General features: G+C 69.2%; 20 protein-coding genes. 1 reads left to right on the top strand and 19 read right to left on the bottom strand.

Going from position 1 to position 20640, the window contains the following annotated elements; translation table 11 throughout:
• Window positions 1-31: 31 nt before the first annotated feature.
• The 19 genes from ftsA to D5S08_RS01960 all read right to left on the bottom strand — a co-directional run bounded on the left by ftsA (window position 32) and on the right by D5S08_RS01960 (window position 19950).
• Complete coding sequence (gene ftsA, locus D5S08_RS01870) at window positions 32-1324, bottom strand: cell division protein FtsA (RefSeq protein ID WP_121114937.1); 1293 nt, start codon at window positions 1322-1324, stop codon at window positions 32-34.
• Window positions 1324-2241: a cell division protein FtsQ/DivIB gene (locus D5S08_RS01875; protein WP_121114939.1), complete on the bottom strand. Its 918-nt coding sequence runs from the start codon at window positions 2239-2241 to the stop codon at window positions 1324-1326. The genes ftsA and D5S08_RS01875 overlap by 1 nt, the downstream gene beginning before the upstream one ends.
• Window positions 2241-3251 (bottom strand): D-alanine--D-alanine ligase, encoded by a 1011-nt coding sequence (locus D5S08_RS01880; protein WP_121114941.1) that lies wholly within the window; start codon window positions 3249-3251, stop codon window positions 2241-2243. Before D5S08_RS01880 ends, D5S08_RS01875 begins: the two co-directional genes overlap by 1 nt.
• Window positions 3248-4144, bottom strand: coding sequence for a UDP-N-acetylmuramate dehydrogenase (gene murB, locus D5S08_RS01885; RefSeq protein WP_121115445.1), 897 nt, complete (start codon window positions 4142-4144; stop codon window positions 3248-3250). Before murB ends, D5S08_RS01880 begins: the two co-directional genes overlap by 4 nt.
• Window positions 4141-5577: a UDP-N-acetylmuramate--L-alanine ligase gene (gene murC, locus D5S08_RS01890; protein WP_121114943.1), complete on the bottom strand. Its 1437-nt coding sequence runs from the start codon at window positions 5575-5577 to the stop codon at window positions 4141-4143. The genes murB and murC overlap by 4 nt, the downstream gene beginning before the upstream one ends.
• A complete protein-coding gene (murG, locus tag D5S08_RS01895) occupies window positions 5574-6794 on the bottom strand; it encodes an undecaprenyldiphospho-muramoylpentapeptide beta-N-acetylglucosaminyltransferase (protein WP_121114945.1) in 1221 nt (406 codons plus the stop codon). Before murG ends, murC begins: the two co-directional genes overlap by 4 nt.
• Entirely contained in the window at window positions 6791-7999 is a 1209-nt protein-coding gene (locus D5S08_RS01900; RefSeq protein WP_121114947.1) for an FtsW/RodA/SpoVE family cell cycle protein, read from the bottom strand. The genes murG and D5S08_RS01900 overlap by 4 nt, the downstream gene beginning before the upstream one ends.
• Window positions 7996-9348, bottom strand: coding sequence for a UDP-N-acetylmuramoyl-L-alanine--D-glutamate ligase (gene murD / locus D5S08_RS01905; RefSeq protein WP_121114949.1), 1353 nt, complete (start codon window positions 9346-9348; stop codon window positions 7996-7998). Before murD ends, D5S08_RS01900 begins: the two co-directional genes overlap by 4 nt.
• Entirely contained in the window at window positions 9345-10412 is a 1068-nt protein-coding gene (mraY, locus tag D5S08_RS01910) for a phospho-N-acetylmuramoyl-pentapeptide-transferase (protein WP_121114951.1), read from the bottom strand. The genes murD and mraY overlap by 4 nt, the downstream gene beginning before the upstream one ends.
• Window positions 10413-10462: 50 nt before the next feature.
• The gene (locus D5S08_RS01915) at window positions 10463-11926 is read right to left on the bottom strand and encodes a UDP-N-acetylmuramoyl-tripeptide--D-alanyl-D-alanine ligase (RefSeq protein WP_121114953.1); all 1464 of its coding nucleotides are present in this window, start codon (window positions 11924-11926) and stop codon (window positions 10463-10465) included.
• Window positions 11923-13404, bottom strand: coding sequence for a UDP-N-acetylmuramoyl-L-alanyl-D-glutamate--2,6-diaminopimelate ligase (locus tag D5S08_RS01920; RefSeq protein WP_121114955.1), 1482 nt, complete (start codon window positions 13402-13404; stop codon window positions 11923-11925). The genes D5S08_RS01915 and D5S08_RS01920 overlap by 4 nt, the downstream gene beginning before the upstream one ends.
• Window positions 13401-15242 carry a peptidoglycan D,D-transpeptidase FtsI family protein gene (locus D5S08_RS01925; RefSeq protein ID WP_121114957.1) on the bottom strand — a complete coding sequence of 614 codons (1842 nt, stop codon included), beginning with the start codon at window positions 15240-15242 and terminating at the stop codon, window positions 13401-13403. The genes D5S08_RS01920 and D5S08_RS01925 overlap by 4 nt, the downstream gene beginning before the upstream one ends.
• A complete protein-coding gene (locus tag D5S08_RS01930; RefSeq protein ID WP_121114959.1) occupies window positions 15239-15742 on the bottom strand; it encodes a hypothetical protein in 504 nt (167 codons plus the stop codon). The genes D5S08_RS01925 and D5S08_RS01930 overlap by 4 nt, the downstream gene beginning before the upstream one ends.
• A complete protein-coding gene (gene rsmH, locus D5S08_RS01935; protein WP_241557163.1) occupies window positions 15739-16713 on the bottom strand; it encodes a 16S rRNA (cytosine(1402)-N(4))-methyltransferase RsmH in 975 nt (324 codons plus the stop codon). The genes D5S08_RS01930 and rsmH overlap by 4 nt, the downstream gene beginning before the upstream one ends.
• Window positions 16710-17207 (bottom strand): division/cell wall cluster transcriptional repressor MraZ, encoded by a 498-nt coding sequence (locus D5S08_RS01940; protein ID WP_121115449.1) that lies wholly within the window; start codon window positions 17205-17207, stop codon window positions 16710-16712. The genes rsmH and D5S08_RS01940 overlap by 4 nt, the downstream gene beginning before the upstream one ends.
• A gap of 181 nt (window positions 17208-17388) precedes the next feature.
• A complete protein-coding gene (locus D5S08_RS01945; RefSeq protein WP_126665471.1) occupies window positions 17389-18207 on the bottom strand; it encodes an ABC transporter in 819 nt (272 codons plus the stop codon).
• A gap of 16 nt (window positions 18208-18223) precedes the next feature.
• Window positions 18224-18562, bottom strand: a complete 339-nt coding sequence (locus tag D5S08_RS01950) for a hypothetical protein (protein ID WP_121114963.1) — start codon at window positions 18560-18562, stop codon at window positions 18224-18226.
• Window positions 18562-19569: a cysteine synthase A gene (locus tag D5S08_RS01955; protein ID WP_121114964.1), complete on the bottom strand. Its 1008-nt coding sequence runs from the start codon at window positions 19567-19569 to the stop codon at window positions 18562-18564. The genes D5S08_RS01950 and D5S08_RS01955 overlap by 1 nt, the downstream gene beginning before the upstream one ends.
• 63 nt (window positions 19570-19632) lie before the next feature.
• Complete coding sequence (locus D5S08_RS01960) at window positions 19633-19950, bottom strand: 2Fe-2S iron-sulfur cluster-binding protein (RefSeq protein ID WP_121114966.1); 318 nt, start codon at window positions 19948-19950, stop codon at window positions 19633-19635.
• Window positions 19951-20021: 71 nt separating this feature from the next.
• Between D5S08_RS01960 and D5S08_RS01965 the strand changes: the two genes are divergently transcribed.
• Window positions 20022-20639: a DNA-3-methyladenine glycosylase family protein gene (locus D5S08_RS01965; RefSeq protein WP_121115451.1), complete on the top strand. Its 618-nt coding sequence runs from the start codon at window positions 20022-20024 to the stop codon at window positions 20637-20639.
• The last annotated feature ends 1 nt before the right edge of the window (window position 20640 follow it).

Below are 20640 nucleotides of genomic sequence, written 5' to 3' on the forward strand. Positions count from 1 at the left end.
GCCGTTGCCTGGTCGCGCCCGGCCACCGCCTTCAGAAATATTCCTTCATCGCCCGCCACACCCGGATGGCGCCGGCGATGCCGGACTGGCGCTGCCCCCCGCCATGCCGCGGGCTGAGAAAGCGGATGTCGGCCGGATCCTCCAGCACCTGCAGGATCAGCCCCGCCAGCGTGGAGAAGCCCGGCGCGGCATGCGCTTCCGGCAGGCCCTTCAGCGCGGGCGGCCTGCCGATCCGCACCGGACGGCCCAGCGCGGACTGCATGTAATCGGCCAGGCCGGTCAGTTCCGCGCCGCCGCCGGTCAGCACAACCTGCCCGCGCTGATGCCGCGCCCCGGCACCGGCATAGCCCATTGCCTCCAGCGCGCGGGCGATATCACCCCCCTGCCGGTCGAGTTCCGCCACGATCGTGCTGACGAGATCGGCGCGGCTGATGCGGTTGCGGTCATCCGCGCCGCGCGCGATCGGGCCGATCTGTTCATCACCGGGGCCGTTGACCGGAATCATCTCCCGGTGATCGGCCGGGCTGGCGATGGCCGAGCCGTTGAAGCATTTCAGCCGCTCAGCCTGGTTGCGGCGGATGCCCAGCCCGCTGGCGATGGCATCGGTGATGTCGGCGGAGCCGGTCGGAATGCACACCATGTCCACCAGCGCACCGCCCGCATGGACCGAAACGGTGGTCACCTGCGCGCCCAGTTCCACCAGCGCGACGCCGACGTCACGCTCCTCCACGCTGAGGCAGGCGAGCCCTGCGGCCAGCGGGCTGGCGACCAGCGCCGCGACGTCCAGATGCGCACTCTGCACCGCTTCGCGCAGGTTGCGCATCGGCGCGCCCTCGGCCAGCACCAGGTGGATATCGACGCCCAGGCGGTCGGCATGTAGGCCCAGCGGATTGGCGATGCCATCCGCGCCATCCAGGAAATAGCAGGCCGGGCTCGCGTGCAGCACCATGCGGCCATCCGGTTCCAGCGTGTCGCGCGCGGTGAGCAGCAATTGCTCCAGATCGTCCTCCTCCACGCGGCGGCCGCCGATCTCGATCTCGATCGGGTCCACCCGCGTGGTCAGGCCGGCGCCGGATGCAGCCATGGTGATGGACTGGACACTGGTGCCCGCCAGCTTCTCCGCCCGCTCCACCGCATCGCGTACGGCATAGGTCGCCGCCGCCATGTCGGTCACGAAGCCGCGCTTGATGCCCTGGCTGGCGCGGTGGCCGCTGCCCAGGATCACGGGCGTGCCATCCTCCTGCACGCCGGCGATCATCGCCGATATGCGGAAGGAGCCGAGGTTGACCGCGCCGATGATGCGCGTGATGCGGGGTTCGGCCATCAGCTGTCGCCTGCCTTGGCCAGCGCGGCTTCCTGCGCGCGGCCGGGTACCCGCATGTAGATGCGATCGGGATTGCGCATGTCGAACCGGGCGACGCTGCCGCCCAGCAACCGGTTGACCCCGTCCAGCCGCGCAAAGCTGAGCAGCGCGGCACGGCTGCGCTCCTCCCCTTGCGGCAGGGCCAGCACCTGACCGGTGGAGAAGGTCAGGTCCCAGCGTCGCTTGCCGACCCATTCCGCCCGCGCCACCCGCGGCTGCAGGGCCGGTGCAGCACCCAGCAATTCGTCCAGCGCCTCCACCTGATCTTCCGCCTCGGCCCCGGCGATCTGCAACCGGCCGCGCGCACCTTGCGCGGATACGCGTTCCAGCTTCTGCCCGCTGCCATCGATCAGCGCCAGCGAACCGTCAGCCGCCTGCAGCACCGCGCGCGGGTTGCGTTCGACGATATCGACCACGATCGTGTCGGGCAGCTGCCGCGATACCCGCGCATCGGCCACCCAGGGCAACTGCAGCAGCCCAGCGCGCATCTCGCCCAGGCTGACCAGCGGCATCGCCCGGTCGCGCACGCCCAGCACCCGTTCGTAGACGGTGACCTCGTTCATCCGCTCGACCCCGCGCACTTCCACCCGGCGCACCTCGAACCCGGCATCGCCGATCGCGACGGCAGCCTGCTGCCCGATCATGGCGGGAATGCCGGCCAGGCTCGCGACCAGCCAGGCGATCGCCGCCGCGGCCAGCAGGATCAGGCCCAGGAAGAACTTGTGCAGCTGTTCCTCGGTAAAGGGGAGCAGCCGGGCGGCCGCATCCAGCATGCCGCCGGTATGCGCCTTGGCAGCCCGCGCCTTCTGCGCCGCGCCGGCGCCGCGCGCCTGCCGCCGGACATTGCGCTGCCCGGTGCGCCGGATCGTCTGCGCCATCAGCTGCCCCCGACCGGAAGACGGCCAGCCAGACGCAGCGCGTCCTCCACGATCAGCTCCACTAGATCGGCATAGGAGATGCCGCAGGCGCGGGCCTGTTCAGGCACCAGGCTGAGCGGGGTCATGCCCGGCTGCGTGTTGGTCTCCAGCAGGAACAGCCCGGCCTCGCCCTGCTCGTCATCCCAGCGGAAGTCGGAGCGGCTGGTCCCGCGACAGCCCAGCAGCTGATGCGCCTGCAACGCATATTGCAGGCACAACCGCTCGATCTCGGGCGGGATCTGCGCCGGACAGACATGCCGCGTCAGGCCGTCCGTGTACTTGGCATCAAAATCGTAGAACCCGCTCTCGGGCACCAGCTCCGTCACCATCAGTGCGCGGGGGCCATCCCGCCCGGCCAGCACCGCCGTGGTCAGCTCGCGGCCGCGGATATAGGGCTCCGCCAGCAGGCGCCCGAATTCCTGCCACGGGCCCGCGGCATCGGGGCGGATCGGGTTGCCATAATTGCTCTCGTCCGTGACGATCGCCACGCCCACACTGGAGCCTTCATTGACCGGCTTCAGCACATAAGGGCGCGCCAGCGGATCGCCGTCGTGCAGCGATGCACTGTGCACGATGCGTCCGCCCGGCATCGGCACGCCATGCGGCACCAGCGCGTGCTTGGTCAGTTCCTTGTCGATCGCGATTACGGAGGTGGCGAGGCCTGAATGGGTGTACGGCACGTCCATCAGGTCCAGCATGCCCTGAACCGTGCCATCCTCTCCCGGCACGCCATGCAGCGCGTTGAACACCACGTCGGGCGCGGCCGCCGCGATGCGGGCGGCCACGTCCCGTTCCATGTCGATGCGGGTCACGCGGTGGCCGCGGCTTTCCAGCGCATCGGCGACACCGGCACCGCTGGTCAGCGACACCGGGCGCTCATTTGCCCAGCCGCCCATCAGCACCACGATGTGGAGCGGAGGCAGGCCGATACCAGAGTGCCCGATACCGGCCTGGCCCTGCTGCTCGCTCATGGCCGGCCCACCCGCTTGATTTCCCATTCCAACGTCACGCCTGTCTGTTCCGCCACACGCCGGCGGACCTCTTCACCAAGTTGCTCGATATCCGCGCTGCTCGCAGTGCCGGTATTTATCAAGAAGTTGGTGTGCTTCTCGCTCACTTGTGCCCCGCCCCGGCTCAGCCCCCGGCAACCTGCCCGGTCGACCAGTTCCCACGCCTTGGCACCTGGTGGATTCTTGAAGGTGGAGCCGCCGGTCTTGCTGCGCAGCGGCTGCGTCGCCTCCCGCGCGGCGGCGATGCGGTCCATCTCCGCACCGATGCTGGCGGGATCGTCCGCCACGCCGCGCAGCCGGGCGGCGGTGACGATCGCCCCGTCGGGCAGGCGCGAATGGCGGTAGGAGAAGCCCAGATCGGCCGCCGGCACGGTGATCGCCGCGCCATCCGGCATGACCACATCGCAGTCGACCAATATATCCGCCACTTCGCGGCCATAGGCGCCGCCATTCATGCGCACGAAGCCGCCGACCGTGCCGGGAATCCCGCGCAGGAATTCCAGTCCGCCGATCCCGGCATCGCGCGCCGTGCTGGCGACCAGGATGCCGCTCGCCCCGCCGCCACATTCCAGCACGTGATCGCGGCGCACCTCCACCGTGGCGAACGGCTTGCCCAGCCGGACCACCACGCCCGGCACACCGCCATCGCGGATGATCAGGTTGGACCCCAGCCCCAGCGCCATCACCGGCGTGGCGGGATCGAGCTGGTCCAGGAAGTCCAGCAGGTCGTCCTGGTCGGCCGGCTCGAACAGCCAGTCGGCGGCGCCGCCGCTCTTGAACCAGACCAGCCTGTCCAATGGTGCGCCCGCCGTCAGCCGTCCGCGCACGATGGGCATGTCGTCCAGCCGGGTCATGCCGGCAGACCCGCGACCGGCAGGCGCGCGGCGATAGCCGGCGCCAGGCCGGCGGCCCAGCGGGTGATGTCGCCCGCGCCCAGGCACACGACCATGTCGCCCGGCTGCACCAGCGGTGCCAGCATGTCCGCCAGCGCGTCCGCATCCGCGACCAGCCCGGCCTGCCGCTGCCCGCGCGCCTGCAGCCCGTCGACCAGCGTGGCCGAGCTGACGCCTTCGATCGGTGCTTCGCCCGCGGCGTAGACCGGCGCGGCAAACACCATGTCGGCGTCGGCGAACGCACCCTGAAAATCGCTCATCAGGTCGCGCAGCCGGGTGTAGCGATGCGGCTGCACCACCGCGATCACGCGCCCGTCGGCGGCCTCGCGCGCGGCGGACAGCACCGCCCGGATCTCCACCGGATGGTGGCCGTAATCGTCGATCACCACGGCGCTTCCGCCGTAGAGCGGTACCTCGCCGACGCGGGTGAAGCGGCGACGCACCCCGCCAAAACGGGCGAAGCCGGTCCGGATCACCTCGTCACCGCAGCCCAGCTCTGCCGCGACCGCGATGGCGGCCAGCGCGTTCAGCACATTGTGCCGGCCCGGCATGGGCAGATGCACATCGGCGATCACCCGCCGGCTACCGTCACGCGCCACATGCACTGCATCGAAGGTGTTGCCACCACCGCCGCTGCGCACATGGTCCGCGCGCCAATCGGCTTGGGCGGAGAAGCCGTAGGTGACGATCCGCCGGTCGCGCACGCGGGCGATCACCTGCTGGACCTCCGGATGATCCAGGCACAACACGGCCGCGCCATAGAACGGCACGTTCTCGATGAACTCCACGAAGGCTTCGCGCACCGCGTCGAAGCTGCCGTAATGGTCCAGATGCTCCGGATCGATATTGGTGACGACCGCGATCGTACCGTCGAGCCGCAGGAAGGAGCCGTCGCTTTCGTCGGCCTCCACCACCATCCACTCGCTGGCGCCGAGCCGGGCGTTGGAGCCATATTGTTCGATGATCCCGCCATTGATCACAGTCGGGTCCACCCCGCCCGCATCCAGCAGCGCGGCGACCATGCTGGTGGTGGTGGTCTTGCCATGCGTGCCGGCGACCGCGACCGTGCTCTTCAGCCGCATCAGTTCGGCCAGCATTTCCGCCCGGCGCACCACGGGCACGCGGGCGGACAGCGCGGCGGCGACTTCCGGATTGTCGCGCTTCACCGCCGTGGAGACGACCACCACCGCCACGCCGGCGACATTGCCTGCGGCATGGCCGATGCTCACCGGGATACCGCGGGCGCGCAGCCGCTCCACGCTGGCGCCTTCCGCCTGATCCGACCCTTGCACGCGATAGCCCAGATTGTGCATCACTTCCGCGATGCCGGACATGCCGATGCCGCCGATGCCGACGAAATGGATCGTGCCGATATCGGTGCCGACGCCCTTCACCGGGTCGCATCCGTGCTGCTGACCGCACCGGCCAGCGCAGCGCCGGCGGCGGGCTTGGCAGGGGCGGTGCGGATCACGTCCTGCACCGGTGTGCCGCCGAAGCCTTCCACCAGATCCGCCAGATCGCGTGCGGCGTCGGGGCGGCCGCAATTCCATGCCGCATGGGCCGCAGCGGCCAGTCCGTCCGGATCGGCGGCCAGTTCGGCGACTTGACGGGCCAGTTCCTCCGGCGTGAACAGGTGCTGGCGGATGGACCGCGCACCGCCAGCCGCCGCCAGTTCGGCGGCATTGGCGGCCTGGTGATCGTCCGTTGCGATCGGCAGCGGGATCAGGATCGCCGGACGGCCCGCCGCGCTCAGTTCGGCAATGGTGCTGGCACCCGCGCGCCCCACGAACAGATGCGTGCCGGCAAGGCGGGCATCCATGTCCTCGAAGAAGCTGGCCAGATCGGCCTCGATCCCCTGCTCGGCATAGAAGGCGCGTACGCCGTCCAGATCCTCCGGCCGGCACTGCTGCGTCACCCGCAATCGCCCGCGCAGTTCTGCCGGAAGCAGGGCCAGGCCATGCGGCACCACGTCCGACAGGATGCGCGCACCCTGGCTGCCACCCGTCACGAGGAGGCGGATCGGCCCGCCGGCCGTAACCGGCGGATAGGGCTCTTCCCGCAATGACAGCACCGCTGGGCGCACCGGATTGCCGACGACATGCACCCTGGCCGACAGTGCCGGATCGAGCCGCGCCACCTTCTCGTAAGCGGTGGCGATCGCGTCCACCTGGCGGGCGAGCAGGCGGTTGACCCGGCCCAGCACCGCATTCTGTTCGTGGATCACGGTCGCGATCCCCGCCCCGCTCGCCGCCAGCAGGGCCGGCAGCGCAGGATAGCCGCCGAAGCCGACCACCGCCGTGGGCTGCACCGTCCGGTACAGCGCCTTGGCCATGCGCCGCCCCTTCAGCATGGCGAGCAGGGCGCCCGGCCAGCTGAGCGGGTTCTTGGTGAACCGGCCCGCCGCCATGACATGGGCGGGCAGGAAGTCGGGCTTACCGGGAATGGCCGCGCCGCGCGCGTCGGTGATCAGCGCGACCCTGTGGCCGCGCCGCTCCAGTTCCTGCGTCAGGGCATAGGCTGGCGTCAGGTGCCCGCCCGTACCGCCCGCGACCAGCACGAAATGGCGGGCCACGATGCCCGGCAGCGGGCTGTCCCCGCCCGGCGCAGTCATCGCTGGTGCTCCATTCCGGGCAGGCCTTCACGTTCGACAAAGGGATTGCGTCGGGTGATCGCCAGCAGCAGCCCCACCAGGAAGCACTGTGCGATGGTCGACGACCCGCCATAGCTGACCAGCGGCAGCGTCATCCCCTTGGACGGGAACAGCTGCAGGTTGACCAGCATGTTGATGAAGGCCTGCCCGCCAAACAGGGCGATGAGGCCGGTAGCCGAAAGCAGGGTGAACAGATTGTCCTCGCCGATCATCCGCTGCACCACGCGCAGCACGATTGCCAGATAGACCAGCACGACGCCCGCGCAAACCAGCAGGCCGAACTCTTCCCCGATCACGGAGAAGATGTAGTCGGTATGCGCCTCCGGCAGCATCATCTTGCGGCGGCCCAGCCACAGCCCGCTGCCGGTCCACCCGCCATTCATGATGGTGCGGCGGGCAAGGTCCACCTGGTCATACGCCGTGCCGCCGCCCAGGAAGCTGTCGATCCGGTGCCGGGCATTGTCGTAAGTGAGATAGGCAACGATCAGCGCCGCCAGACCCGCCCCTCCCAGCATCCCAATGCGCTTCAGCGGCAGACCCGCCAGCAGCACAAGCACGAACCACGCGCCGGTGAACAGGATCGCGTCACCCAGATTGGGCTGCAGCATCAGGAGCCCGACCACCAGCGCCAGCAGCCCGGCGCTGACGCCGATCACCGGCAGGTCGGGGTCGCGCAGTCGCCAGCTGAGCACCCAGGCCACCGTGATCAGGAAGACGGGCTTCAGGAACTCCGATGGCTGGAACCGGATACCCAGGTTCAGCCAGCGGCGCGCGCCATTGACCTCGCTGCCGATCAGCGGAACCAGCACCAGCATCAGCAGCATGATGCCGGTCAGCACGATCGATCCCCGTCGGATCAGCGGCAAGGACAGGAACGACGTGGCAATCAGCACCACCAGCCCAAGCAGCTGGAACTGCAGGTGCAGGTAGAAGAAGTACAGGTCGGGCAGAGTGCCCTCGCTGCCCGACAGACGCCGGGCACTGGCCGGACTGGCGGCAGCCACCGCCAGTGCACCCAGCGCCATCAGCGCCAGCACCATGGCCAGCAGCGGCCGGTCGATCTCCTGCCACCAGATGCGCAGCCGCTGCCGCCGGGTGCGCGGGAACTGCACCGTTGGCGCCTGGCGGATGCCGGGACGTGGCACATAGGGGCGGGCGGCGCTCATGCGGCCCGCCCCGGCTCGCAGCAGATATCATCCGTGCCGCCGGCGGTGAGGCTGAGGACAATCTCGCGAAAGGCGTCGCCGCGCTTTTCGTAATCGCGGAACTGGTCGAAGCTGGCGCAGGCGGGGCTGAGCAGCACGACTTCGCCGGGCTGCGCGTGGTGGATGGCGCGGCGCACGGCCTCGCACATCATCTCGCACCGCTCCACCGGCATATGCGGCTGAAGAATGTCGGCGAAGCGCGGGCCGGCCTCCCCGATCGTGTAGGCCCGCACCACATGGGGGAAGCCGGGCGCGCATTCATCCAGATCGTCGCCCTTCGGCAGGCCACCGACGATCCAGTGGATGCGCGGATAGGCGGACAGCGCGGGCGCGGTGGAGGCAGGATTGGTAGCCTTGCTGTCGTTCACGAACAGCACGCCGTCGAACTCGCCGATCCGCTCCATGCGGTGCGGGAGGCCGGGATAGGTGCGCAGGGCATCGTTCAACGCCTCGGCCGAAATACCGAGATGCTGCGCCACCGATGCCGCAGCCCAGATGTTCTGCGCATTGTGCGGGCCCTGGAGCGCGGGAAAGGCGCCTTGGTCGTGAACCCCGGAGTTCGGCTCGTCCGGCGGCAACGACAAGGAGCCTGGCCCAGTCGGCAGGTCGAGCATGTGCTGCAGCACGCTCTCGTCGGCATCGGCCACGATGGCGACGTGCGGCTCCGTCTGCATGCCGAACAGCCGCAGCTTCGACTGCTTGTAGGCATCGAACCCGTCATACCGATCCAGATGGTCGGGCGTGATGTTCAGCAGCACCGCCACATCGCAATCCAGCGAGAAAGTCAGGTCGATCTGGTAGCTCGACAGCTCCAGCACATAGACGCCGCCCGCCAGCAACGGCTCCTGCGCCAGGATCGGCAGGCCGATATTGCCGCCCATCGTCACCGGCAGGCCGGCGACCGCGCAGATATGATGCACCAGCGCCGTCGTGGTGGACTTGCCGTTGGTGCCGGTGATGCCGACCACCTTGTGCGGCGGCAGGTGCGCGCGGGCCTGCGCGAACAGTTCGATATCACCGATCACCGGCACGCCCGCTGCCCGCGCACGCGCTGCGATCGGATGCGTGTTCAGCGGCACGCCGGGGCTGACCACCACGCCATCGAAGCCGGCCAGTTCGATCTCCAGCGGATCGGCGATGGTGCAGGCGGGATCGTTCCGGGCGGCCAGCACCGCGCGCGGGCCGTCCTGCCGGTCCCACGCGGTCACCTGGGCGCCGCTCGCCAGCAGCGCCTCGGCCGTCGCCATGCCGGACCGGGCGAGACCCAGCACGGCGTAGCGACGCCCGGTAAAGGCGGGGCTGGTAATCACCTGACCTTCAACGTCGCCAGCCCGATCACCGCCAGCACGATGGCGATGATCCAGAAGCGGATCACGACGGTGGATTCCTTCCAGCCGAGCTGTTCGAAATGATGGTGGATCGGCGCCATGCGGAAGATGCGCTTGCCCGTCCGCTTGAACCAGAACACCTGGATGATGACGCTGGCAGTCTCCATCACGAACAGGCCGCCGATGATCAGCAGCACGATCTCGTGATGCGCGGCCACCGCGATCGCCCCCAGAGCGCCGCCCAGAGCCAGGCTGCCGGTGTCACCCATGAACACCGCGGCGGGCGGCGCGTTGAACCACAGGAATGCCAGCCCCGCACCCATGATGCCGGCGCAGAACAGGGCCAGCTCGCCCGTGCCCGGCACATGCGGGATGCCGAGATATTCCGAATAATCGACCCGCCCGACCAGATAGCAGATGATCATGAAGGCGCCCGCTGCGATCACCACCGGCATGGTGGCCAGGCCATCCAGCCCATCCGTCAGGTTCACGGCATTGCCGAAGCCGACGATCACCGTGGCAGCGAACACATAATAGAACGGCCCCAGCGGCACGGCCAGCGACAGGAACGGAATGTACAGATTCGTGCTGATCTGGCTGACGATGATCCACGAAGCGATGCCCGCCACGCCGAATTCCAGCAGCAGCCGCACCTTGCCGGATACGCCCTTGTGGCTGCTCTTCGTGACCTTGTCGTAATCGTCCATGAAGCCGATCAGGCCGAACCCGATGGTCACCGCCAGGCACGCCCAGGCGAACGGGCTGGCCGGGTTCATCCACAGCAGCATGGACAGCACCAGGCTGGTCAGGATCATCAGCCCGCCCATCGTGGGGGTGCCGACCTTCGCCAGATGCGTTTGCGGCCCATCGGCGCGGATCGGCTGCCCCTTGCCCTGCCGTACGCGCAGCATGTTGATGAAGCGGGGCCCGATTACCAGGCCGATGGCCAGCGCCGTCAGCATGGTCGCACCCGCGCGGAAGGTCTGATACCGGATGAGGTTCAGCAGGCCTTCAAAGCCGAGATATTCTGCAAGCAGGTACAGCATCAGTGCCTGTCAGTCCTGTTTCCGCCTGGCCCGCATGGGTGCCAGCCGTGTCAATCAGTCGTCTTCTGGGCGAAATGGGCGATTACCTGCCCCAGCCCGACAGAATTGGAGCCCTTCACCAGCACGACGTCGCCAGCGGTCAGGCCCCATTCCTCCAGCGCCGCGATGGCTTCGCCGGAACCGGCGCAATGGACAAAACCGGCCGGCTTGCCAAGCGCGCGCCGCACCGCTTTCCCCAATTCGCCCGCCAGCGCCGCCATCTCCGGCCCCACCAGCACCGCATGGTCGACACCGGCCGCAGCCAGCGGATCGGCCAGCTGCGCGTGGAAGGATGGCGCGAACTCGCCCAGCTCCTTCATCGAACCCAGCACCGCGATCCGCCGTGTGGCCGGCGTCTGCCCCAGTTGCGCCAGGGTGGCGCGCATGGAGGCAGGATTGGCGTTGTAGCTTTCGTCGATGAACAAGGCGTGGCCGCCCGGCACCGGCACGCGCAACCGCGCGCCGCGCCCCTTCAGCCCGCCCATCTCCGCCAGCGCCAGCCCGGCCGCACCCAGATCGGCACCGGCGGCATGCACGGCGGCCATCACGCACAGCGAATTGGCCACCCAGTGCTCGCCCGGATGCGCGACATTGTAGCACAGGTGACGGTCGCCCATCTTCGCGGTCACGAGCGATCCGCCATTGGGTGCGGCAATCGCATCCACCAGCCGCATGTCCGCATGATCCGCGCTGCCGAAGGACAGGATGCGCGCACCTGCCGCCAGCGCAGCATCACGCAGCTGTGTGAAATGCGGGCTGTCGGCGGGGATCACCGCGGTGCCGCCCGGCTCCAACCCGGCGAAGATTTCCGCCTTGGCGTCAGCGATCGCGGCCATGCTGCCCAGGTTCTCGATATGGGCGGGCGCGATCGTGGTGATCACCGCGACATGCGGGCGCACCTGCGTGGCCAGCCCGGCAATCTCGCCGGCGTGGTTCATGCCCATCTCGAACACGCCGAAGCGGCTGGCCGCGGGCATCCGCGCCAGGCTGAGCGGCACGCCGACATGATTGTTGTAGGACCGGACCGACCGGTGCGCGTGGCCGGCGGCGTGGCGCTGCAGGGCGGCGAAGATCGCCTCCTTCACGCCGGTCTTGCCGACGGACCCGGTCACCCCGACGATCCGCGCGGCCGGCACGCGCCCGCGTGCCGCGGCGGCCAGCGCCTGCAGCGCGGCAAAGGTGTCTGGCACCAGCACATGCGGATACGGCACGGGGCGATCCACCAGCGCGGCGGCCGCGCCGTTGGAGAAGGCCTTGGCCAGGAAGGCGTGACCATCGGTTGTTTCGCCGGACAGCGCCACGAACAGGTCGCCGCTGCGCACATCGCGCGAATCGATCTCCACGCCCGATGCCTGGAACTCGCCGCTCGCCTGCCCGCCGGTGGCGGCGGCGATGGACTGCGCGGTCCATAGCGCCAGCGGGACGGGCGGCCTGGGCGTGGCGGGCCAGCGCAGGACCCGGGCGACAGCGTTCATGCGTTGCACTCCGTCAGGCTGGCGGCACAGTCGCGCACCACGGTTACATCGTCGAATGGCAGCACGCGGGCATCGCCCCCGCGCCCGATGATCTGCCCCTGTTCGTGCCCCTTGCCCGCCACCAGCACCAGATCGCCGCTGCGCGCTTCTGCAAGCGCGGCGCGGATCGCCTCTCGCCGGTCGCCGATCTCAAGCGCATCTGGCGCGCCGGCCAGCACGGCGCGGCGGATCGCGGCGGGATCTTCACCGCGTGGATTGTCGTCAGTGACGATCACCATATCGGCCTGCGCCGCGGCGACCGCACCCATTTCGGGCCGCTTGCCCGCATCGCGGTCGCCGCCGGCGCCGAACACGGTGATCAGCCGCCCGCTTGTATGCGGCCGCAGCGCCGCGATGGCGGAACCGAGCGCATCGGGCGTGTGCGCGTAATCGACATAGGCAGGCACGCCATTGGCCAGGATCGCCGCGCGCTCCAGCCGCCCGCGTACCGGCTGCAGCCGGGTGAGCCCGTCCAGCGTGGTCGCCACGTCGCCGCCGGTCGCCAGCACCAGCGCCGCCGCCACCAGCGCATTAGCCGCCTGATAGGCGCCGATCAGCGGCAGGTTCACGGTGTAGGCCGCGCCCGCATGTTCCAGCCGCAGGCTCTGCCCCAGCAGGCCTGCATCGCGCCCGACCAGCCGAAGGAACTCGCCCTGTTGGCCCACGCTCAGCACCCGCAAGCCCCGGGTCCGCGCCACTTCGGCAGCCCGATCGGACCAGGCATCGTCCGCCCACACCACCGCCGCACCGCCATCCGCCACAACTTCGCTGAACAGGCGCATCTTGGCCGCGAAGTAGTCTTCCATGTCGGCATGGTAATCGAGATGGTCGCGGCTGAGATTGGTGAAGGCGCCGGCGGCGACCGGCACGCCCTCGCTGCGATATTGCGACAGGCCATGGCTCGATGCCTCGAACGCCACATGCGACACGCCCTCGTGCGCCAGCCCGGTCAGATTGGCCAGGAAGGTGACGATGTCGGGCGTGGTGAGGCCCGTGGTCACGCTTTCGTCCGGCGTGGTCACCCCCAGCGTGCCGATGGAGGCGGCCCGCTCCCCCGCAATGCGCCATAGCTGCCGCACCATCTCCACGGTGGAGGTCTTGCCGTTCGTACCCGTTACCGCCACGATCGTCTGCGGGACGGGGTGGTAGAAGCCGGCCGCCAGCCGCGCAAAGGCGCGGCGCGGCTCCGCATCGGCCAGATGCACCGCATCGCCGACCGCCACTCCCGGCCGCGTGACGACCGCGATCGCCCCAGCGGCGATGGCCGCCGGAATGTAGTCCTCCCCATTCACCGTCTGCCCGGCGAAGGCGCCGAACACGCAGCCGGGCGTCACCTTGCGATGATCGATGGCGAAACCCGTCACCGTTGGTCCCGCCAGCTCCCCCGCGCCGGCAGGCAGCGCCATGCCGGCGGCGGCGGCGAGGCTGTCCAGCCTCATTCCTTGCCGCCATGGATCAGCGGGTTCAGGTCCGACAGGTCCACCTCGCGATTGTCGTCCGGCATCACGCCCAGCATCGGCCCGATGCGCGGCACCAGCCGGCCGACGATCGGCGCCGCGTTCCAGGCGGCGGTCCGCTGGAAGGAACTGGCGGCCGTGCCCTTGGGCTCGTCCAGCATGGCGATCACCACATAACGGGGATTGTCCATCGGGAAGGCGGCGGCAAAGGTCGCCACCAGCGTGGTGCGGCGGTAACCGCCCGCGCCCGGCTTTTCCGCGCTGCCGGTCTTGCCCCCGATGCGGAAGCCCGGCGCATCGCCCTTGCGGCCCGTGCCCCGGGTGGAGATCAGACGCAGCAGCTGGTTCATCCGCGCGCTGGTCGCTTCCTTGAACACGCGGCGGCCCTGGGGCGCCTGGCCTGGTGCCAGCTTGCGCAGCGTGGCCGGCCGCCAGATACCGCCATTGACCATGGTGGCATAGGCCGCCGCCAGATGCAGCGGGGTCACCGCGACGCCGTGGCCATACGCCACCGTCATCGCCCGCAGCCGCGGCCATTCGCCCGACGGCCAGATGGGAAAACCGCGTGCGGGCAGTTCGATATAAGGGCGCGCGTTGAAGCCCAGCCGGGCCATCGCATCCTTCATCCGCGCCGGCCCCAGCTCGTCCGCGATCTGCGCGGTGACGATGTTGGACGAATGCATCAGCGCCTCCGGCGCGTTCAACGACGCGCCGATGAAGTGGCTGTCGCGGATGCGGAACCGGCCCATCTGCAGCGGACGTGCAGCCTGCCAGCGCCGCGAGATGTCGGTGATGACACCGGCATCGATGGCCGCCGCCACGGTCAGCGGCTTGAAGGTGGAACCGAGCTCGTAGACCTGGTTGGTCACCTTGTTGAACACCAGCGCCTGGGCCGCGGCGTCCATGTGATTGGGGTCGAAGGCGGGCAGGCTGGCCATGGCCATCACCTCTCCGGTGTCGACATCAAGCACGATGCCCGCGCCGCCGACCGCATCCACCAGCCGCATGCCGCGGCTCAGCTCATCCTCCAGCGCGCCCTGCACCCGCGCGTCGATCGACAGGGCGACCGGCTCGTTCCGGTGGGCAGGATCGGCCAGGCGCGCCTGCAGCGCATCCTCCATGCCGACATGCCCTTCGCCGTCCTTCACATAGCCCAGCACATGCGCGGCCAGCGTGCCCTGCGGATAATGGCGATCGTTTTCCTGTGGCAGCTCCAGCGCCAGTTCGCCGATCTCCAGCACGCGGTTGGCATCTTCCGGCAGCACGCGGCGGCGCAGATAACCGCGCTTGCCGCTGGCCAAGGTGCGGGTCAGCTCCGCCTCGTCCATGTCGGGGAAGATCGCCACCAGTTCGCGGGCGACCTGGCGGGCGCCCTTCACCAGCGGCGGGCCGCTATCTTCCAGCGCCTGCGGGTTGTACCACAGGGCATAGGCCGGAAAGGCACGGGCCAGCACCACGCCGTTGCGGTCGGTCAGTTCGGCCCGGGGCGGCAACAGCGCTTCCGCCATGGACTGTTCGGTCGAGGCAGGTTGCACGACGCCCAGCCAGGCAAGCCGCAGCACGGCGACGACCGCCAGCGCGAGAAAGGCGAGACCCAGGCACAGGATACGCGCCTTGGCGGTGAGCAGCAGGTTGCGCCGCCGGTCGATCAGCGGAATGCGCGTTTCGCCCGCGCTCCGCAATGCGGGCACGGGCAATGGCAGGGGGATCGGCGCGTTCAGGGGAAACTGGCGCGCCGTTGTTCCGGTCGCGTGGGCCGAAGGTTCGCCGGATGCGAAGCGTGGTGCGACGAAGCGGGGAGCCGCCGCGAGTGCGGTCATTCAACCCCGCCCCCGGCCAGAGCCGCCAGATGGATCCGCGCGGTCTGGGCGGCCATCTGCTGGCCGTCCTCGGTATCGGCGGCGGCCAGCACGATGGTCTGGGCCGGCCGGTCGGCAAGTGCGGGGCGGACCATCGCGGCGAGGTCCGGAGTGCCGCCTTCCGCCACTGCGCTGGCGAGCCGGATGGGCGAAGGCGTGCCGATGGCCGGCGGCAGGCTGAAGGCCGCCAGCTGCCGCTCGCTGTTCAGGAACTGCGTGGCGGTCGGCGCGCTGTAACCGAAATCCACCCGGTTCCACGCTGCCAGTTGCAACTGGCTGGCGCGTGTCTCGAACTCGGTCGCGAGCAGCAGCTTGCGCTGCTCCAGCGCCACGATGCGGCGTTCCGCCCGCACGATCTCGCTGGTGACCGCCTGCACCTGCAGGTGCAGCGCCACGTACAGGCCACAGGCGATCGCCAGAACGACGATCCAGCCCAGACGGATGCGGATGTGGGGCGTCATGCGGCCTCTCTGGCGGGTGCGGTGGTGCGGGTTGCGGCGCGCAGAGTGGCGGACCGGGAGCGCGGGTTTCGGGCAAGTTCAGCTTCGCCCGCACGAATCGCACGGGTGGCATCGGCAAAGGTCGGCTGCACCCCGGCGGGCGCGTCCGGCAGGTGGCGGCTGGCGCGGGCCGTGCCGCCGGTGGCATCGCGCAGGAAGCGCTTCACCATGCGGTCTTCCAGACTGTGGAAGCTGACCACGGCCAGCCGCCCGCCATCACGCAGCAGCGTCTCGGCGCCGGCCAGGCCGGCCTCGAGCTCTTCCAGCTCGCCATTCACATGGATGCGGATCGCCTGGAAGCTGCGGGTGGCGGGATCCTTGGGCGCCGGCCCCTTGTTGCTGTGCGGACGATAGCCCAGCGCCTTGCGGATCACCTCCGCCAGCTGGCCCGTGGTGGAAAGCGGCCGCGCGGCGACGATGGCGCGCGCCACCCGCCGGCTCTGCCGCTCTTCCCCATACTGGTACAGCACGTCGGCGATCGCGCCTTCCTCCGCCTCGTTCACGAAATCGGCCGCATTGGGCCCGCTCCGGCTCATGGTCATGTCCAGAGGGCCGTCATGGCTGAAGGCAAAGCCGCGCTCCGGCTGATCCAGCTGCATGGACGAGACCCCGATATCCATCACCACCCCGTCCACCCGGGCGATTCCCGCTTGCCCCAGTGCATCAACCATTTCGGAGAAACGGCGCGGATGGAGAACCAGGCGGGGCGGATTTTCCGCGCATTCGGGCCACTTATCCCCAGCCGCGATGGCATCCGGGTCCCGATCGAAGGCGTGAACGGTGGCGCCGGCGTCAAGCAGGGCGCGCGTATAGCCGCCGGCGCCGAATGTGGCGTCCACGATCAGTTCGCCCGGCTGCGGCACCAGGGCGGCAATCACCTCGTCCAGCAGGACGGGAATGTGCGGGGCGACGGGGATGGCGGGGGCGGTCACTTGCGCTTCCCTCGGGCATCGGCTTCCAGCTGGCGGCAATTGGCTTGCGCCGTTTCGAACCCCTTGGGCATGGCGTAGAGTTCTTCGGGGCTCCACAAGGTGAAGTAGCCGCCGGCGCCGTTGAAATAGACTGCCTCGCCCAACCGGCCCAGCTCGGCCAGGTGATCGGGCAGCACGAACCGGCCGCTGGCGTCGAAGGGCAGCTTGGTAAAACCCCACAGCTGCTGCGCGCGCATATCGTAGTCGAATTCCTGGTTGGTGCGGATCGCGCGCTCTTCCTCGCGCAGCAGCTGGTCCTCGAAAGTGGCGGTGCGCGACAGGCCGAAGCCCATCAGGCAGTTCCAGCGCTCATGCCGGGTCAGGCACAGGGTGCGTTCGTCACCTGCATCGGCGAAGGCTTTGCGGAAGTCCGGCGGCAGGACGAGCCGGCCCTTCTCGCCCTTAAGCGAAAAGCCCTGCCCGCTATATCCGGCCGGCACCCCAACCACGATCATGCCCCCCAACTGAACCAGCCGGCGCACACCTTCTTCGCACGGCGCGCACGCTGTGGTGCGGCCGGTCACCCCGCCATGCGCGAGATGCACGATGAATGTGTGCCCGATTGACCAAGCGTATATCGCGGGGCGCAGCGGGAAGGAAGGGGAAATTGCGGGAAGTTAGGGGCGATACGGTATGTTACGGATCGTTGTGCACAGCTTTGTCCACAGCTTGTGCATGGGCACCCTCAGCCAAGTCACTGTTCTGCAAGGCGATGCCTGCCGGACCGAAGCTACGCCGGATCAGGGCCAGCATGGCCTCTTCAGCACCGGCAGCCGGGTGGTAGAGATCCAGCAGATCAGCATCGGCGACGATCACCACCCGCCCTGCGCCGATGCGACAATCTCCAAGGATTCCAGCACCCTGGATCTCGCACCCGGTATTATCCGGGAGGGCCGCAAGGGTGCCGGACAGCCGGTGCGGCAGCAGCATTCCCGCAAATTCCCGCACTTCTTGATCGTGCGACTGGTCGGCAGCGAACTGCAGATCCAGACCCCAGTGGCGCAACAGCGGCGACAGCAGCACCACGTCCTGCGGTCGACGCGAATCTCCCAGGGGGTAGCGTGATTCGCCGCTGAGCAGCGGATCGACGAACAGCAGCAGCCGTCCGCCGCCTCTTACCCAGCCGTCCAGCGCCACGTTCTCCGCCGGGCTCAAGACCCGCGGCTGCGCGATCAGCAGGGCATCGTGGCCGGCCAGCTCGTTCGGCAGCAGCGTGGCGAGCGGACGTAAGGAGTGGCCCTGATCGAGCAGTGCCCGGGCCCAATGCGATGTGGCGGTGCCGGCCAGCACATCCTCCATGCCGTTGCCCTCCCCCCAGTAGATCGGGATGGTGCCGAACAGAGCGAGCTCGGGCTTGTCCGCCTGTGCCTCTGCCGCAGGGGCAGCGTCGGACGATGCCGCATCAGCGGGGGCGGCGTCCTGGGCGCCAGTGGGGCTGCCAACCAGCAGCAGCAATGCGCCAAGCAGCGCCTCAGGTCCCCGGCTGCGGCGCACCGGAACCTCTGGCCCGGGTCGGAGCGACTGCGGCAGTGTCGGTCGACATGTCGGGCACCACGCCGGCATCGGCCAGCGGATCGCTTACCGGCTGCGGCGGCGGAGTGACGGCCACCGTCGGGGCGGCTTCCGGCACGACCAGCGCCTGATTCTGCTGGGCATTGCGCATGATGATGCTGGACAGGCCGACCAGCAGGATCATCGCCGCCAGTCCGGCCAAGCCGATCTGTACCCGTTGCGTCGCCTGCCGCTTGCCGGTGGACGGAAGCACCGGCCTGCGTGCGGCACCGGCGGCGGCATCTGCGTCGCTTTCCATCACGCCAACCAGCTGAAGGGCGGCAAGCCTTTGCTGACCAGCCATTCGCGATTGTACAGGGTGGACAGGTAGCGAAAGCCGGTGTCGCACAGGATGGTCACGACCCGCGCCTCCGGCCCGCGCTCGGCCGCCAGCTGCCGCCCCAGCTCCACGGCGCCGGCGACGTTGACGCCGCTGGACAGGCCCAGGCACATGCCCTCTTCGCGCAGCAGGCGGGCGATCCAGCCCAGCCCGTCTTCGTCAGAGATGCGGAACTGGCGGTCTACCGGGGCGCCTTCCAGATTGGCGGTGATGCGGCCCTGACCAATCCCCTCGGCCACCGAACTGCCTTCCGCCTTCAGCTCGCCATTCTGGTAGAACTCGTACAGCGCGGCGCCGTGCGGATCGCTCAGCGCGATCACGATATTCTCGTCCCGCTCCTTCAGGCCCAGTCCGACGCCGGCCAGCGTGCCTCCGGTGCCGACCGCGCAGGTGAACCCGTCGATCCGGCCATCCATCTGCTGCCAGATCTCCGGCGCGGTGCTTTCGATATGGGCGCGGCGGTTGGCGACATTGTCGAACTGGTTGGCCCAGATCGCACCTGGCGTCTCTTCCGCCAGGCGGCGGCTGGTGTGCACGAAATGGCCGGGGTTCTTGTACGGCGCCGCCGGCACGGTCACCAGCTCCGCACCCAGGGCGCGCAGCGTGTCCATCTTTTCGCGGCTTTGCGTTTCCGGCATCACGATGATGGTGCGGTATCCCAGCGCGTTGGCGACCAGCGCCATGCCGATCCCGGTATTGCCGGCGGTTCCTTCGACAATGGTGCCGCCGGGCTGCAGCACGCCGCGCGCCTCCGCATCGCGCACGATCCACAGCGCGGCCCGGTCCTTCACGGATGCACCGGGATTGGCCCATTCGCACTTGCCCCAGATCTCGCATCCGGCGGCCTCGCTCGGCCCGCGCAGCCGCACAAGCGGGGTGTTGCCAATCAGGTCGAGCGTGTCAGGACGCGCAGCAGGTGCCATCATGTCACAGGAGGTAAGGCCCGCGACACAGCCGCGCAAGCCAAGCACTGTTTGGGACCGCGGGAGCTAGTCTATCTCTGCAATCCGCACGCGCAGGCCGTTCAGTTCGTCCGTCAGCGGTATCTGGCACGACAGGCGCGAAGTCGCATCGCGGGTCTCGCTGGAATCGAGCAGGTCATCCTCGTCCCGCGACATGGGGGGCAGTAGCGGCAGGAAGTCGGGCTCGACATGGACGTGACAGGTCGCGCAGGAGCAGCAACCGCCACACAGCGCCAGCAACTCGTCGAAGCCGTTGTCGCGGATTGCCTCCATCAGCGTGAGCCCGTCCCCGACGGTGACCGTGCGTTCCTCTCCGGACGAGCTGGTGACGATCAGTGTGGGCATGACAACTCCGCCTTTGTGCGCTTCTGCCGGGCTGCTACGGGCTAGAACGGGCAATGGCAAGCGAGGCCGACATGGCGCTGAGCGCGGAACAGATCAGGACCGGCCTGGCGGCCGTCGCGGCGATGGAGCCGGGCATCGCCCGGGCGCTGGAGCGGGCCGGCATGCCGGAGCCGCGCGTGAGCCAGCCGGGCTATCGCACATTGCTGCGCACCATCGTGGGCCAGCAGGTCAGCGTCGCGGCGGCCGCCAGCGTGTGGGCCAAGCTGGAGGCGCTGCTCGGCCCGGAGATCCCACCCGGCGCGCTGCTGGCGGCGGAGTTCGATGCGCTGCGCGCCTGCGGCCTGTCGCGCCAGAAGCAGGGTTATGCCCGCTCGCTGTGCACGCTGGTGAGCGAAGGGCAGCTGGATCTAACCGCCCTGCCCGCCGATGACGAGGAGGCGATCGCCGCGCTGACGCAGATCAAGGGGATCGGCCGGTGGTCGGCGGAAATCTACCTGCTGTTCGCGGAAGGGCGGCCCGACATCTGGCCTGCCGGCGACCTGGCGGTGCAGGCGGGCATCGGCAAGCTGCTGGACCTCCCCGCCCGGCCCGACGAGAAGGCGACCCGCCTGCTGGCGGAAGGCTGGCGCCCGCATCGCGGCGCGGTCGCCATCCTGACCTGGCATTGCTACAACAATCCGGCGCTCTAGG

This window comes from Croceibacterium ferulae (assembly GCF_003660445.1).
GTDB classification, from domain to species: domain Bacteria; phylum Pseudomonadota; class Alphaproteobacteria; order Sphingomonadales; family Sphingomonadaceae; genus Croceibacterium; species Croceibacterium ferulae.